Origin of the sequence: Helicobacter cinaedi CCUG 18818 = ATCC BAA-847, from assembly GCF_000155475.1 — a bacterium.
Lineage (GTDB): Bacteria > Campylobacterota > Campylobacteria > Campylobacterales > Helicobacteraceae > Helicobacter_C > Helicobacter_C cinaedi.
Genome location: NZ_DS990392.1, coordinates 472998 through 488852 on the forward strand (window position 1 = coordinate 472998; position 15855 = coordinate 488852).

General features: G+C 40.1%; 11 protein-coding genes and 1 tRNA gene. 3 read left to right on the plus strand and 9 right to left on the minus strand.

Annotated features, from left to right (window positions below; translation table 11 throughout):
• Nucleotides 1-9: 9 nt before the first annotated feature.
• Together HCCG_RS06745 and HCCG_RS06750 are read left to right on the plus strand one after the other, a co-directional pair.
• Entirely contained in the window at nt 10-1599 is a 1590-nt protein-coding gene (locus HCCG_RS06745; RefSeq protein ID WP_002956720.1) for an inorganic phosphate transporter, read from the plus strand.
• A 70-nt stretch (nt 1600-1669) separates the two neighbouring features.
• Nucleotides 1670-2992, plus strand: a complete 1323-nt coding sequence (locus HCCG_RS06750; RefSeq protein WP_002956721.1) for a hemolysin family protein — start codon at nt 1670-1672, stop codon at nt 2990-2992.
• A 131-nt stretch (nt 2993-3123) separates the two neighbouring features.
• Here HCCG_RS06750 and hemE read toward each other — a convergent pair whose 3' ends face one another.
• From hemE to HCCG_RS06770, 4 genes are all read right to left on the minus strand, one after another.
• The gene (gene hemE, locus HCCG_RS06755; RefSeq protein WP_002956722.1) at nt 3124-4143 is read right to left on the minus strand and encodes a uroporphyrinogen decarboxylase; all 1020 of its coding nucleotides are present in this window, start codon (nt 4141-4143) and stop codon (nt 3124-3126) included.
• A gap of 91 nt (nt 4144-4234) precedes the next feature.
• A complete protein-coding gene (locus tag HCCG_RS06760; RefSeq protein ID WP_002956723.1) occupies nt 4235-5263 on the minus strand; it encodes an aspartate-semialdehyde dehydrogenase in 1029 nt (342 codons plus the stop codon).
• A gap of 77 nt (nt 5264-5340) precedes the next feature.
• Complete coding sequence (locus tag HCCG_RS06765) at nt 5341-6300, minus strand: class I SAM-dependent methyltransferase (RefSeq protein WP_034548237.1); 960 nt, start codon at nt 6298-6300, stop codon at nt 5341-5343.
• Between the two features lie 68 nt (nt 6301-6368).
• Nucleotides 6369-7832, minus strand: coding sequence for a Na+/H+ antiporter family protein (locus HCCG_RS06770; protein ID WP_002956725.1), 1464 nt, complete (start codon nt 7830-7832; stop codon nt 6369-6371).
• 192 nt (nt 7833-8024) lie between these two features.
• Here HCCG_RS06770 and HCCG_RS06775 point away from each other — a divergent pair.
• Nucleotides 8025-8100, plus strand: a tRNA-Val gene (locus HCCG_RS06775).
• A 28-nt stretch (nt 8101-8128) separates the two neighbouring features.
• Here the strand turns inward: HCCG_RS06775 and HCCG_RS06780 are convergent.
• The 5 genes from HCCG_RS06780 to glmM form a co-directional block, all read right to left on the minus strand.
• Nucleotides 8129-10678, minus strand: coding sequence for a type ISP restriction/modification enzyme (locus tag HCCG_RS06780; protein ID WP_002956726.1), 2550 nt, complete (start codon nt 10676-10678; stop codon nt 8129-8131).
• A gap of 68 nt (nt 10679-10746) precedes the next feature.
• A complete protein-coding gene (locus HCCG_RS06785) occupies nt 10747-12900 on the minus strand; it encodes a helicase-related protein (RefSeq protein ID WP_326544424.1) in 2154 nt (717 codons plus the stop codon).
• Nucleotides 12866-13825, minus strand: a complete 960-nt coding sequence (locus HCCG_RS06790) for a restriction endonuclease (protein WP_015453498.1) — start codon at nt 13823-13825, stop codon at nt 12866-12868. Before HCCG_RS06790 ends, HCCG_RS06785 begins: the two co-directional genes overlap by 35 nt.
• A gap of 67 nt (nt 13826-13892) precedes the next feature.
• The gene (lspA, locus tag HCCG_RS06795) at nt 13893-14384 is read right to left on the minus strand and encodes a signal peptidase II (RefSeq protein WP_014666701.1); all 492 of its coding nucleotides are present in this window, start codon (nt 14382-14384) and stop codon (nt 13893-13895) included.
• A 22-nt stretch (nt 14385-14406) separates the two neighbouring features.
• The gene (gene glmM, locus HCCG_RS06800; protein ID WP_034548359.1) at nt 14407-15741 is read right to left on the minus strand and encodes a phosphoglucosamine mutase; all 1335 of its coding nucleotides are present in this window, start codon (nt 15739-15741) and stop codon (nt 14407-14409) included.
• Nucleotides 15742-15855: the final 114 nt, after the last annotated feature.

Below are 15855 nucleotides of genomic sequence, written 5' to 3' on the forward strand. Positions count from 1 at the left end.
GGGGGATTTATGGAGTTTAAGGACATTAAACAAATTGAAAAAGCACAAAGCTTTAATCAAAAAGATGGTGTCAAGCTCTTTATTGTGCTTATCTTTTTTCTTGTCATTTCTCTAGTAGCGATTATGGCTCACACTGGGCATAACACACTACTGCTTGTTTTTGCAACTATTATTGGTGGCTATATGGCGATGAATATCGGTGCAAATGATGTAGCTAATAATGTTGGACCCGCTGTTGGCTCTCAAGCTATTACGCTTGTTGGAGCGATTCTCATCGCAGCTATTTGTGAAGCAATGGGTGCAATAATCGCCGGTGGTGAAGTGGTAGAGACAATCAAGTCTGGCATTATAGATTCTACCCATCTTGCAGAACCTCGTGTTTTCGTGGCTTTAATGCTTGCCGCCCTTGCTTCTGGTGCGGTTTGGTTACATTTGGCAACGGCTATTGGTGCACCTGTTTCTACGACACATTCACTTGTAGGTGGAATCTTGGGAGCAGGGATTGTTGCCGGTGGCTTTAGCGTGGTGAATTGGGCAGAACTTTTGCGTATTGCTTCAAGCTGGATCATCTCGCCTGTGCTTGGTGGAGTTATTGCGGTTATCTTTTTGCTTATTATCAAAAAAAGTATTACCTACAAGGAAGATAAGCGGCAAGCGGCGAAAAAGATAGTGCCAATCCTTATTTTTGTGATGACTTGGGCTTTTAGTCTATATTTAATTTTAAAAGGACTTAAAAAAGTTTTACCCAAGCTTGATTTTAGCGTATCTATTGGGATTAGCCTGTTTATTGCCATTGTCGTATATCTACTTGTGCGTCCAATAATTGCCAAAAAAGCGGAGACTCTGCTTAATACAAAAGAGGATATAAACTCCCTTTTTACTATTCCCCTTGTTTTTGCAGCAGCACTTTTGAGCTTTGCTCATGGGGCAAATGATGTGGCTAACGCCATTGGACCACTCGCAGCGATTAATGAGACATTAAACAACCTTGGAGAATCTTTGTCTGTTAGCAAGGCAGGTGTGCCTTTGTGGATTATGGTTATCGGTGGACTGGGCATTTCACTGGGACTTGCCTTGTATGGTCCTAGACTTATTCGCACCGTTGGCAGCGAGATAACAGAGCTTGATAAGATGAGGGCATTTTGCATTGCAATGAGTGCAGCTCTCACTGTGCTTTTAGCCTCACAGCTTGGTTTGCCAGTAAGCTCAACACATATTGCTTTAGGGGCTATTTTTGGTGTTGGATTCTTAAGGGAATATTTGAAAAAACGCTATTATGAAATGCAACAAACAATCATTGAAGCACATAAAGGCAAAGATGCGCAAGAAGTTGAAGCATTTCTAGATAGATTCAATAAAGCAAGTATAAAGAAAAAAGGGGTTATGCTTGAATCTCTTAAAAACAATAATAAACTTAAAGATACGCCAAAGCTTGATAGAAAAGAGCGAAAATCACTCAAAAAAGCCTATAAACAAGAGCTTGTTAAACGCAGTGCAATAAATAAAATCATTGCTTCTTGGCTTATCACTGTTCCTGTGTCAGCATTGCTTGGTGGGCTTACTTATTTTATCATTACCAGTGCTGGTTTTGATATTTAGCACTTTAAAAGTTTTAAAAGATTAGATTGACTACAATTCAAGTCTATCTTTTCTTATTTAAGGAGAATCTTTGGATCCGTATTCGTCGGTTTTGATGCTTTTGTTGGCATTGTTTTTAGTTTTTCTCAATGCCTTTTTTGTGGTTTCGGAGTTTGCGATTGTTAAAATACGAAAATCTAAGCTTGAAGAATTAGCCAAAAATGAAGTTAAAAATGCTTCTCTTGCTCTTAAAATTACCAATTCGCTTGATAGTTATCTTAGTGCTACACAGCTTGGGATAACCTTTGCCTCCCTTGCTTTGGGTTGGATTAGTGAAAATGCATTTGTTAAGCTTATTTCAATCCCATTTTACTTTTTTGTAGAATCTTCGCCCATTTTAGTGCATTCCATTGCTTCAGTTATTGCATTCATATTTGTTACGCTTTTGCATGTTGTGCTAGGGGAGCTTGTGCCTAAGTCCATAGCTATTGCTAAGACTGAATCTGTCGTGCTACTCATCGCTAAGCCCCTTTACACATTTTGGATTGTTTTTTCCCCACTTATTAGACTATTTGATATTTTGGCTGCGTTTTTCCTTAAGCTTATGGGGATTCAACCTGCTAGAGAAGGAGAGTTGGCACATTCTGATGAAGAGCTCAAAATCATTGTGGGCGAAAGTTTGAAAGAAGGCTATATAGATTCAATAGAGGGTGAGATTATCAAAAATGCTGTGGATTTTTCAGACACTTTGGCTAAAGAGATTATGACGCCCCGCAAAGATATGATATGCCTTGATGCACAAGAAAGCTATGAAAATAATATCGCTATTGTATTAAAGACTAATCACACACGCTACCCTTATTATCAGGATTCTAAAGATAATATTTTAGGTATGATTCATATCCGCGATTTATTTGAAAATACCATTAAAAATGGGGAGACTAATCTCTCAAAGCTTGTAAGAAATATGATTATCGTGCCTGAAACCGCTCATATTTCAGAGATTCTTACCACGATGAATCGTCAGCAGATTCACACCGCTCTTGTGGTTGATGAGTATGGTGGGACATCTGGGCTCTTGACAATGGAAGATATTATTGAAGAGATTATCGGAGATATTTCTGATGAGCACGATTTGAAAATAGAGGATATGCGGCAAATTGATGAAAAAACTTATGAGTTTGATGGCAAGTTGGACTTAGAAAGTATTGAAGAAATGCTTCATATCACTTTCAGCAACACAAATGACCATATTACAATCGGTGGCTATGTCTTTGGGCTACTTGGAAGACTACCGATAATAAAAGATAAGATTTGCGATGAACATTTTGAATTTGAAGTGCTTGAAATGGACGGAGCAAGAATCAAAAAGCTTAAAGCCACTGCCCTACCACAAACACAGCAGGAATCTTAAAAAAAGCCAAACAAGTTTCTAGTTTTTGTAGAATCTTGTTTATATAATCTTGCTTTTCACAGCACTTACAAACTACTCTTTCGCAACTTATCTTTTCACAAAACTAAACCCCGCAAAGATTCTAGCTTCCACTACCGCCTTGTAGCTTCACGCACCATTTTTACTAGCTCTATGGCGTTTTCCCGTGGTAAATCTGGTAGCATTCCGTGTCCTAGATTAAAAATGTGTCCGCCATCTTTTCCCATAATCTCCAAAATCTCTTTCACGCCCCTTCTCATAGAATCTACATCATACAAACGCGATGGCTCTAAGTTCCCCTGCAAAACATACTTTTTGCCTAGCTTTTCTTTTGCCATATTCATCGGCGTCCCCCAATCCACGCCAAAGACATCAAACTCTCCATCAATCTTATCCAAATACGCACCAATCCCCTTAGGGAAAAGCATAACCGGAATATGTGGATATTTGCCCTTAATATACTTTGCAATATCTTTCATATACCCCCAGCTAAACTCCAAATATGCCTCCTGCTCCAACGCACCAGCCCAGCTGTCAAAAATCTGCACCGCATTAGCCCCGGCTTGAATCTGCCCCTCCAAATATGCCTTGAGTTCATCACTCAAACGCTCCAGCAGGGCTTTCAAAACCTGCGGTTGCTTATACAACATTGCTTTGCTCTTAGCATAAGTTTTGCTCCCCTGCCCCTCTATCATATAAGTCGCCAATGTCCAAGGCGAACCACAAAAACCAATGAGTGCCTTATCCTTAGGGAGTTTAGAGCGGATAGAGCTTACCGCATCATACACATAGCCAAGCTTGTCTTTAGCACAGCCCAAAGCCTTTACATCTTCTAGTGTGGTAATTGTGCGGTTAAAATGCGGACCCTCACCACTCAAAAACTCTAATGGCAAACCCATTTCCAGCGGCACAACCAAAATATCACTAAAAAGTATCGCCGCATCAACATCTAGAATCTCCACAGGCTGCAAGGTTACCTCCGTGGCAAGATTCACATTCTTACATAAGTCCAAAAACCCACCAGCCTTAGCCCTAGTAGCTCTATACTCGCTAAGATACCGCCCCGCCTGTCTCATAAGCCAAATAGGCGTATAGGGCGTTTTTTTCCTAAAACACGCATCAATAAAAATCATTTTTTGTTCTCCATTCCTTTAGTTAGATTCTCTTTTGACATTTAGAATCTATTTCATAGATTCTAAAATTTACCCCAAAATGCTAAAAACTCTACGCTTCTTGCATTTCAATCCATTTTTGTGCGATTCTTACCGCATTTGTCGCTGCCCCTACGCGAATTTGATCTGCCACGCACCACAAGTGTAAAATATGCTTATCAAAATTATCTTCACGCACACGCCCCACATAAGTTTCATCTGTCTCTGTGGCAAGAATCGGCATAGGATATAGCTTCTCTTTTGGCTCATCACATAGCACAACACCAGATGCGCGAGATAGAATCTCCTTTGCCTCCTTAGCACTCACAGGATTTTCAAAATGAATACTAATAGATTCACTATGACTACGTAAAACAGGCACACGCACACAAGTCGCACTTATGGCAAAATTTGAGTGCATAATTTTATTTGTCTCATTGATCATTTTCATCTCTTCTTTTGTATAGTCATTTGGCATAAAATTATCAATATGTGGAATCACATTTAACGCTAAGCGGTGAGGGAATACAGCAGATTCTACTTCATCAAGTTTAAAGGCAAAAAATGCCTGCATTTGCATTACAAGCTCTTCCATTCCACGCTTACCAGCTCCACTTGCCGCTTGATAGGTGCTGACATCAACGCGTTTGATAGTAAATGCCTTATGCAAGGGGGATAGCACCTGCACCATTTGAATCGTAGAGCAGTTTGGATTGGCAATAATGCCTTTTTGCTTCCATTGTGCTATGTCTTGGGGATTGACTTCAGGGACAACAAGGGGAATATCCCTATCCATACGAAAATGACTTGTGTTATCAATCACCACCGCACCAGCTTTTGCCGCACTTGGTGCATACTCTGCACTCACAGAACCACCAGCGGAAAAAAAGGCTATCTCCACGCCCTCTTTAGCAAAAACATCGTGTGTAGTTTGCAAAATCTTGTGGCTTTGTGACATAAACTCCACTTCCTTACCCACACTTCTTTCACTTGCCAAAGGCACGATTTTACTCACTGGAAATTTTCTCTCTTCTAAAACGCGGAATATCTCCTCGCCAACCGCTCCACTCGCACCCACAACACCAACAACATACTTTTTCAAACACTACCCCCTTTAATTTAGATTTTTACGAACGAGTGCGGATTCTAGCAGGGTTTTTTGAATTAATAGCTAATTACTTACTTGTTGCTTGTGCCTACTACAAGCAGTGAGCCACCAAATGGGGCATTAAGATTCTGTGGGAGATAGTGCTGAATCTTATTTTCTAGCCGACAGATTCCTAGTAATGCTTTATTGATAAGTGCGGGCGGTGGCGTATCGTGTAGTTCTTCTTTGTGAGATTCTGCCACAGATTCTGTATGAGAATCTAATGTATTATTTTGTGTAGCTATGTGTGCTTTTGCAATATGAGAATCTTGCGTTGGATATGGTGCAGAATGCAGCAATGCCCTAACCCAAAGCAATGGCGTAATAGAAATGAAAAAATACTTCGCACATATAATGTCAAAGCCACTTTGCTGCATAAGATCGACAAGCTCCTTTTTAGTATATCGCCGCTTATGATGCACGCTCACATCGTGGGCATTCCACAGCCATTTATGTGCTGGGACACTTAAAGCTAAAAGGCTTTTTGTATTATTTTTTAGCATACTTTTCATATTTTTTAACGCTACTAAATCATCATCAATGTGTTCTAACACATCAAAGGCAAAAATGCAGTCAAACTCATTTGCAAAAGGCACATCAAGTAAATCCATACAATACAAGTCTTTTATACCATAGGTTTTAGCGTATTCTAAGCCTTGCGGGTGGATTTCACCTAATGCGATATTATTAAAACCTTGCGATAAAAAATGCCTTGTAACACTTCCTGTCCCAGCCCCTACATCTAGAACCTTTGTGCTTTTGCCATTATCTTGCGGATATAAAGAGACTAAAATACGGCTTATCTCTTGATAGATAAACTCTCGCCTTGCAATATGCCAAAAATGCTTATTTTCAGCTAGATATAGCATATCCATACCTTCACTTGGGAAGTGAAAGTTCGCATTAGATTCTAAAGTTTGCTCTGTAAATTGAGAAGTTTGGCTTTTTAGCGTAGATTTATAGGGGGGGGGGGGCAAAATATGTAATGCCATTTATAATGACAGATTCTTTTATTTGCATTTTTTACTCCTTTATTCTAAATTTGTTTAGGATTTAATCCCTAAAACATCATCGCTCCAAGAGTGCCGGCGACTAAAAGCGGGATATTATACACAAAAAATGTAGGGATACAAGTATCATAAATGTGATTATGCTGTCCGTCCATATTGAGTCCAGAAGTAGGACCCAAAGTGCTATCACTCGCAGGACTTCCTGCATCGCCCAACGCCCCAGCTATGCCAATAAGCAAAATTATCGCAGGGACACTAAAGCCAAGCGAGATTCCAAAAGGCACATAAATTGCCGCAATAATGGGTATCGTCCCAAAGCTCGTACCAATGCCTATGGTGATTAAAAGTCCCACAAGCAGCATTAAACTCGCCCCTATAAATTTCGCCCATAAAGACGCTCCATTAGAATCTAAAGTCGCAGGATTTGAAGCCATAGTCGCATTAGAATCTAGTCCATTTGAAGCGATAGTATTCATAGCACCATCGCCGACTTGATGTGTGAAGTTTGCCACCACTTGCACGAGATTCTGCACCTCTCCACTTGCACGCAGCACCTCCCCATATCCAGCCGCCACAAGCATAACAAAGGCAATAAACGCCATCATTTTTAGCCCACCCTCCATAACAGAATCTATCTCACTCCATCTAACCCCTCGTAGCACAATCATACACATAAGCCCAGCAAACGCCCCAATAGCGAGAGAATGCGTAACAAGCTGCACGACAAAAAGCATGATAATGCCAAAAAGTGTCGCATATTCACGCCAACCCATACTCGCATCGCCCATAGAGCATTCCTCTTTTTGTGCGTATTCACGCGGCTTTGCATACAGCACAAACACCGCAAAAAGCAGCCCAAGCAGCATAGCCGCCCCACCAATCCACATCACAGAGCTAATTTCACTCAAACTCACAGGCATACCATTTGCCTTCATCTGCTCACTAATAGTCGTGTGAAAAATCAGCCCAAAGCCCACACCAAGCGTTACATAAGGGGCTTGTAACCCAAAAGTAAGCGCACAAGCGACAGCGCGTCTATCAATTTTTAAGCGATTCATAAGGCTTAGAAGCGGAGGGATAAGAATGGGGATAAAAGCGATATGAATAGGCACAAGATTCTGCGAAAAACACGCAATAAGGGCAATGCTAAGGATAAAAATAAATTTTCTATTACTTATCACATTTGCAATGGCAGATAACAAAAAAGTCATTAAATGTGTGCGAGAAATCGCCACCGCAATGCCACCTAGCAAGATATAGCTTAATGCGATATTGAGATTACTTGCCATACCTTTAGTGAAAATCTCACCCGTTGCAGTAGTTTTAAGCAGGAAATATTGCCAAAGCGAAGTTTGTGAATCTGCCCCAGAAGATAAAGATTCTAAAGGCAAGGGAGATAGCCACCCAGCCACAAGTGCGGCTATAATAATAGATAGCAAAACATTTAATCGCAAAACGCACAACACCGCCATAACAAGCACAGATAACACCACTGCATTTGTGAGAAGAGACATTAGATTCCTTTCATCTTATTATTTTCATTTGATTCTATTGTGATAAAAAAACGCGGATTTTACGCTAAAATAGATGAAAAAAGCATTAAAATAAGTCAAATTTAAGCCACTTTGCAGAATCTTTAATAAATTTTAAATAATTTTGAGATACAATCCGTGCTTTTAACTTCGTTTGCTTACAGCATTTTCTAAGATCGCGTAGCTCAGTTGGTAGAGCACTACCTTGACATGGTAGTGGTCGCTGGTTCAAGTCCAGTCGTGATCACCATAATTTTTTTATATCTTTAGATTTTTCATTATTCATTGTGAAAGAGTAGCTTATACTCCGGCATAGATTCTACAACTTCTATTGTCTGCACACTCATTTGGATTACGCTTAGAAGTAGCTCTAGCACATATCGCCCGCCCTTTAGCCCCTTCAATGCTCCGCTTGTGCTTTCATATAAATTTGGGTCATTGACTATGCCACTTGCTTTATCAGTGCTGATTTTATACCTATCTAGTATCCACTCTATAGCACTTTTGCCATTGACTTTATACGCATAAGCCTTGTGCGGGATATCAACTATGGCGATTGTGTCATTAAGCAAAATACTATCTTTCACGCCTTTGGCGTGAAACTTTATCGTCTCTATCCTAAAGTCCCCTTCATTTAAATGCTCTATATCTTCTCTAGCCTTTTGCCTAAAGTCCTTTTCAAACAAGCCTTTAGCACTTGTCTTAAACTCGTGCAAGTCCTTTGCCAAACACGAAAAAGCCCCTGAATCTAGCTTATTATGGCTCTCATAGTTGATATGTAGCTCTGCTAATGCCCTGCCGCTTGCCACAAAACCCCAGAAATCCTGCATAAGCGGGATTCTAGGGAGCATTTTGGAGAGATTGTCTTTGTATTTAGCGATGTAATCTTTGTGATTTAAGATTGCATAAATATAATAAAACATCGCTTCTTTGGTAATACTGCTGTCGTTATAGGCATTTTGGAAAAATGCTAGGGCTTCATCTCTTATGGCGTCTTTTCTGCGATAGTAGGCGGTTTTATTGTCATTGCGAGTCTTGTCGCTGGATTGGGCGTGAGATTTTTCGCTTTGCTCAAAATGACAAAATGCACTAGATTCTGCCTTGTCATAGTCCATAGTCATCTGTCCATTTTCTGTGCTGGATTCTACTCGCTCATAGTAGTAGAGTGGGAAGCAATGCCCTTTTGAAATATGTTCCAAATCTACGATGCCATTGCTAGTAAGAGCAGAAAATTGATGTGTCGCACCTACGCCTAAAACCTGTATTGCCACATTTTCAAAATCCCCATTTATGCAGACTATCGCCTCGCCTTTATTACCAAATGGATAAATTTTATCCATTTGACAATGGCTATGGTTATAGCCATTGTCAAAATATAAAAACTCCTTTGTGAAAGGGCGATAAGAGCAGATTCTAATCCTGCTTTCATCAAAGACTAGCTCTCTATTTGCTCTCACTCTTTTATCTAAGCTCCCACTCCAAGTAACCTTGCTTAGGTCATTACAGAGCTTATAAGCTGGGTTTGCTACTAGGGCTTCTCGCTCGGTGTTATAGGTATCAATACAAAGGGCAATGTTTTTGGCTAAATTCTCTTTAGAGAAGTTAAAGCTCCAATTATCTTTGCCTGTTACCACGCCTTGAGAGAAAAGCTCAAAGATTTCTAGCTCTAATTCGTCTTTGGCGTTTATGGCTAGGGGCTTTAGCTTCTGCCCTGTGCTACCCATAGGAGTGAAAGCCATAAAGCTATAATCGCGTTGATTTATCCAATCGTAATCTTTGTTTGGCGTGATGAGAGTGAAAAGCCCTTGGGCTTCCATAGATTCTATGGATTTGAAGTTTTGGATAATGTTTAGCTTAGTTTGGCGGTCTAGGTAGTCGCCGATGTCGTAGTAGTAGATTTTGGCTTTGCTGGGCGTTGGCTTGTCGCTGGATTGGGCGTGAGATTTTTCGCTTCGCTCAAAATGACAAAATGCACTAGATTCTGCCTTGTCATATTGAGCCTTTGTAAAAGGCGAAATATCTGTGCTAGGCAAGGCACTAGAATCTAGCTTCACAAAAAAGCATATCGCCACAGGGGTGCGTGAGCCAGAGTCAAAGAATTTGCCGCCTTCTTTGCGTGAAGTCTCGCCGGAAGTGCGTTGATTGCCCCTAAGATTAAAGATATAGATATAGTCAAACTCTGCTTCTAAGCACGCGCGCAAGCCATCATCGCTATTGCTATCTAAGAAACTGCCATTGACTACAAGCCCTATAATCCCCCCGCTCTCTCCTATCCTATCGCTCATAAAACGCAAGGCGCGTTTGAAGGAGTCAAAGCTGGTGTTTTTGGTGCTAGTGGCTAAGGACTTGGCTCGGTAGGTTTCGCTTATGCGTTTGTCAATATGGGGGGATTTTTCATTGGCGTTATCATCATTAGCGGACTTTTGCCCAGCGGAGTAAGGAGGATTACTCATAAAGATTTTAAACTCGGTGTTTTTAAACTCTTGGATTTTGGCGTAGTTTTTCTCCAAATAAGGGAGAGAATCTACGGTCGTTTGTGTGCCATCTTTACTACCGATGAAGCCTTTGGAGTCTGGGGTGTAGGTGTTGAAGGTGTCGGTGAATAGTAGATTATCAAAGAGCTTGATTTCTGTGGGCGATTCAGCTTTTGGTGCAGTTTTGTTGGATTGGGCGTGAGATTTTTCGCTTTGCTCAAAATGACAAAATGCACTAGATTCTGCCTTGTCATATTGAGCCTTTGTAAAAGGCGAAATATCTGTGCTAGGCAAGGCACTAGAATCCACTTGCGTGGATTTGTGGGTTGCTTCGGCGATTTCATCGCCTCGCAATGACGGAGAAAGGGCGTTGTCAAAAGTGGATTCTGGGGCTTGTTGTTTTCCATCACCACCTTGGGATTCTAAGGGGGGGGGGGGGTGTTTTCACGCCCAGCCTGTTTTTCTTCTTCAAGGATTCTAAGATTTGCGGTGGGGCTGTGGGAGCTTTGTGGATTTTGGGGAAGGTTAGCGAACTTGGCGTTCGTGCCTTTCACAAAATCCACAACACTGCCGCATTGCTCGCCCAAATCCGAATCCCCCAAAGCAACGAGTCTTTCGTGGTAGGTCGTGGCGATATTGATTTGTGCGATGTAATATCCCAGCAGCGTAATCTCATTTGCCCATAGCTCTTTGGTAAATTTAGATTCTAAATTAGAATCTAAATAGCCACTTTGGATAAGGCGGGTGATGAAAGTGCCTGTGCCTACAAATGGGTCTGCTATGTGGATATGCCTATCGCCCAGCGATTTGCCAAAGTGCTTTTGCAAAAGGTATTGAGTTGAGTGAATGATGAAATCCACGCCCTCTATGGGAGTATAGACTATGCCTAGCTTTTCTTGTGTTTTTTTGAATGCTTCTTTGAATAAGGTGTCATATAGATTTTTGATTAAGTTTTGTTTGGATTTGTCGCTTCTGGCATAGTGTGCACTCTCCTGCACAGAGGTGTAGAATTTCTCTAGTGTCTGTGTCTCGGCACTTAGCCCTTGCTCTAGGAGCTTACTGTGGAGCTTCTCTAGCTCGGCAGAGACTTTGTCAAAGGTGGCAAAATCAAGGCTTGGGAATATACAGGTGAAAATAGGCTTTGTGATGATGTGCTGGGCTACTAGGGCTATGGCTTCACTCTCGTTGAAGCTGGCGTTTAGGTTGCTCTGCAGAGCTTTACAAAATGTAGCAAAGAGCTTTTGTATCGCGGAGCTAGAATCTAGTAAGGCTTGTATGCGGAGCATTAGTTTTTGCATAATATCGCCGACTTTGCTTGCGTAATTTTCCCAATACTGCAGGTCGCCTAAGTTTTTAGGCACGGCGTTTTTCATCTCATTAAAAAGCTCTTCAAGGGTAAAAAGTGTGGCTTCTGGGAGCTCTGTTATACCACTTGAATCTGTCAATAATGACACAACTTCAGCAATTCTCGCTTCATCAATGAGCCGCTCATCGTGGCTTCTAAGGGCTTTGAGTGTATGCCATACGATTTTGAATTTATCGCCTTTAAGGGTTTTGTCGTAGTTTTTTATCTCTTCATCACTTAGCACTAAGGGCAAAATAATATAGCCATACTTCTTGCCTTCACTCTTTCTTATCGCTCTCCCCACGGCTTGCACTATATCTACCATAGAATCTCGCTTGTCAAAGAAACATACCGCATCAAGACTAGGCACATCAATGCCCTCTGTTAAGCATTTAGCATTACTTAGCACTCTGCATTCATCTCCATTATCACTTAACCAAAATAACTGCTCTGCTTTTTTGTAAGCGTTATGTGTGCCATCTATATGCCGCAAGATAATATTTCTGCTGATTTTAGGAAACTTCTCTGTGACAAATTTTGAATTTCTAATACTAGAGTGATAAACTACTGCCTTTTTCATAGGCTTTGTGTCATCTTTATAAGCTTCGTGTATGCCATTTTCATCAACAAAGCTCATATTGATTTTATTTAAAGCATTTGCAAAGGAAATCATTTTTCCTGCATTTTCTATAGTTAATTTTGAATTTTCTTGAGCTTTGGTGAGTTTGCCTAAATACTCGGCTAAATATTCTTCGCGTATATAGCTAATCACCACTCTAAAATCGCTCAAAAGTTTTTCGCTTATTGCTTTACTGAACTTAAGCTCATAAATCTCTTTGCCAAACAAAGTCTCATCGTCCATTGAAAAAAGCAGTAAATCCTTGCCCTTGGACTTTTTGCCAAGCTCATCTTTTGCCTTAGAAGAGTAGATTCTAGGCGTAGCGGTAAGATAGAGACGGTATTTTGCTTTAAGGAGAGTATTATCGTGGGTTTTCTGCCATACACTTATATCTTTAGCATTCCATTGCTCATCAAGCTTCTGCACGCCGGCGGTGCGGTGGGCTTCATCATTTATTATGAGTTTAAACTCTTGGTTGAAAAGCTTTTGAGTTTCTATGATGACATCTATGCTTTGATATGTAGAGAATATAATAATTTTTGGATTTTTGTAGTCTTTTGAATCTTTTACTTTTAGATTATTGAGGGGGGGGGGGGGTGAAGTGAGAATTATCTACCTCTTTATGAAGTAGGTGAGCTATCTTTCTTGCTAAAACATTAGAATCTGTGGTGGGTGCGATATATAACTCATCACTATTCATATCTTCAGTATTTGTAGAGTTAGGTAAGCCGACTTTATTATCACTACACACGGCAAAGACTTTATAAGATTTACTTAAAGATTGTGCGAAAAATTCTTTTATCATTTGATTGGTAAGTGCAAGACTTGGGGTAAAAAACACAGCAATCTCTCCGTCTTTTACTATATCATCTATGGTGCGGATAGCTAATAGACTTTTGCCTGTGCCACACGCCATAATAACTTTGCCTCGTGCATTATCCTGCTCTACAAAATGTTTTCTAATTGCTTCAAAAGCCTCTTGTTGATGAGGGCGTAATTTCTTTTTATCTTTTGATTGTGTCGTTTGCTCAATGGCATCTAGATTAATTTTTTGCCAATCAATTTCCAAATCTTTGAGTTCATTGTAACCAAAGGCTATTGCCTTAGCCTTTTCCCCATTTGCATTTTGCTCTAATGCCTTTCCAACTTCACCGCTTACACTCTTGCAAGTGTGAAAAATAAGAGATTGAGAAATCTTAAATATCTTGTCATTATTATCAACAAAACTATTAATCCCTAAAAAATTTTTAAAATCATTAAGTCTTAAACTATATGTGGGACTGAAAGCTTTACATTGCACAGCAAGGATTTCTTCTTCTTTACTTAAAATAACTATGTCTATACCAAAATCGTGGCGATTTATTTGAAACTTATCACTAAATTCATTCCACAAATATACCTCTTTGATATTAAATTCTTCCCGCAAAAAAGAATCAACTTGCAGAATTTTTTTAATTAACTTTTCAAATCTCTTACCCTGCTCAACATTAGTCTGCGTATTTTCACACAATACCCCAACAATCTCTTCAAAATTCATAACACTCCCTCCAAAGCCTATTCTAGTTCCTAGGATTATAGTCGGCTTTAACAAATATTTCCCAAACTTATGTTATGGGCTTGACACTTCTCTCTCTTAGCATTTGCCAGATGATAATCACAACAGCCACATCAATCAGCACATCAGCAAGATTAAAAATCGCAAAATCAAACCAATAATGCCAATACACATAATCCACTACACCCCCATACATAAAGCGATCAAGGATATTTGATAACCCAGAACCGAGCAAGATTCCAAGTGGAATGTAATGTTTTACAAAAAAATCACTCATTAGAGCAAAAAGCAATAAAGCAAACAAAAATAGAATCTGAATATACTTTAAAGATTCGGCTAAAAAGCTAAACATAGAAAATGCCACGCCTGTGTTATACACTAACGCCTTGCCGCCAATGCTTAACGCCTGACTATCCCACGCAAAGCCATTTAGCATAATATTTTTTACCCACTGATCCAGCCCAAGACTCATACAAAAAAGCAAGATAAAAATAAGAATCTGTGCTTTTGAAATAGATTTAATATATCGCATTGAAAGCATATCAGCCCCTTACATAGCCTCTTTAAAGTTGCTTTTGAAAAAACTCTACAAGGCTTTTCATCTGCTCACTTACGATTTTAGAATCTCTGCCTTCTATCAAGATTCTAAGCTTATTTTCCGTGCCAGAATATCGCACGAGATGACGATTGCCACTTTTGGTAATAGAATCTAGCTTCTCTTGCAAACCAACAATGCTTTCAAGCGGCTTTTTTTGAGAGACTTGGAGATTGATAAGCTCACTAGGATAAAGCTCAAAGGGATTAAGCGTATCTTTAGCATTCTTACCACTTTGTAACAAAAGGGCTAAAACTTGCAATGCACTCACCAAGCCATCGCCCGTTTTAGCATAATCGCTAAAGATGATATGCCCACTGCTCTCGCCTCCAAAATTAAGATTAAACTCTTGCATTTTATCCCACACATATTTATCTCCTACATTGCAGCGATGCAAGGTAATATGATGATTTTTGAGTGTTTCTTCAAGGGCTAGATTACTCATTAGCGTGGCGACAATGGCGTTATTTTTTAACGCCTTGATACTTTGCTGATACAAGGCTAAAGCCCCAATGAGCTTGTCGCCATTAACGATATTGCCTTCATTATCCACCACCACAAGCCTATCGGCATCACCATCAAGGGCAAAACCCACATCGGCACGATAAGTTTTAACCTTTTCAGCCAAGCCATCTGGATGCATAGCCCCACATTGTTTATTGATATTAAAACCATTGGGCTCATCATTTATCGCAATGACATCTGCCCCAAGCTCACGCAATACAATGGGTGCGACACGATATGCCGCTCCATTAGCACAATCACACACGATACGCAAACCACGCAAGGCAAGATGCTTTGGAAATGAATTTTTAATATGCACGATATATCGCCCCACCACATCATCAATACGCTTTGAGCTGCCAATCTCTTCGCCACTTTTTAATGCCGCTTGCAAAGAAGTGGCATTATGATAGAGAGATTCTATACTTTCTTCTTCTTCTGGGGCGATTTTATAGCCAAAATGGTTGAAAAATTTGATTCCATTATCATCATAAGGATTATGACTTGCACTTATCATTACCCCTGCATCACAACGCATATCTTCTGTGAGAAATGCCACTGCGGGAGTTGGCATAGGACCGATTTGAATCACATCATAGCCCACAGAAGTAAGGCTAGACACAAGGGCATTTTCTATCATATAGCCACTGCGGCGAGTGTCTTTACCTACAAGAATCTTATTTGTCAAAGAATGTTTGCGGAAGTGAATCCCAGCACTAGAGCCCAATGCAATAACACTTGAAGGCGTAATCACTTCTCCTGCCTTACCTCGCACACCATCAGTGCCAAAAAGCTTTATCTCTTTTGCCTTTGCTTCCTTTTTCATCAAAACTCCTTTGTGCTTTTAAACTGCGTTTAATCAAACTTTTGGCAGAATTTTGCCTTAATTTTTTTTAAAAAGGACTAATGAAAA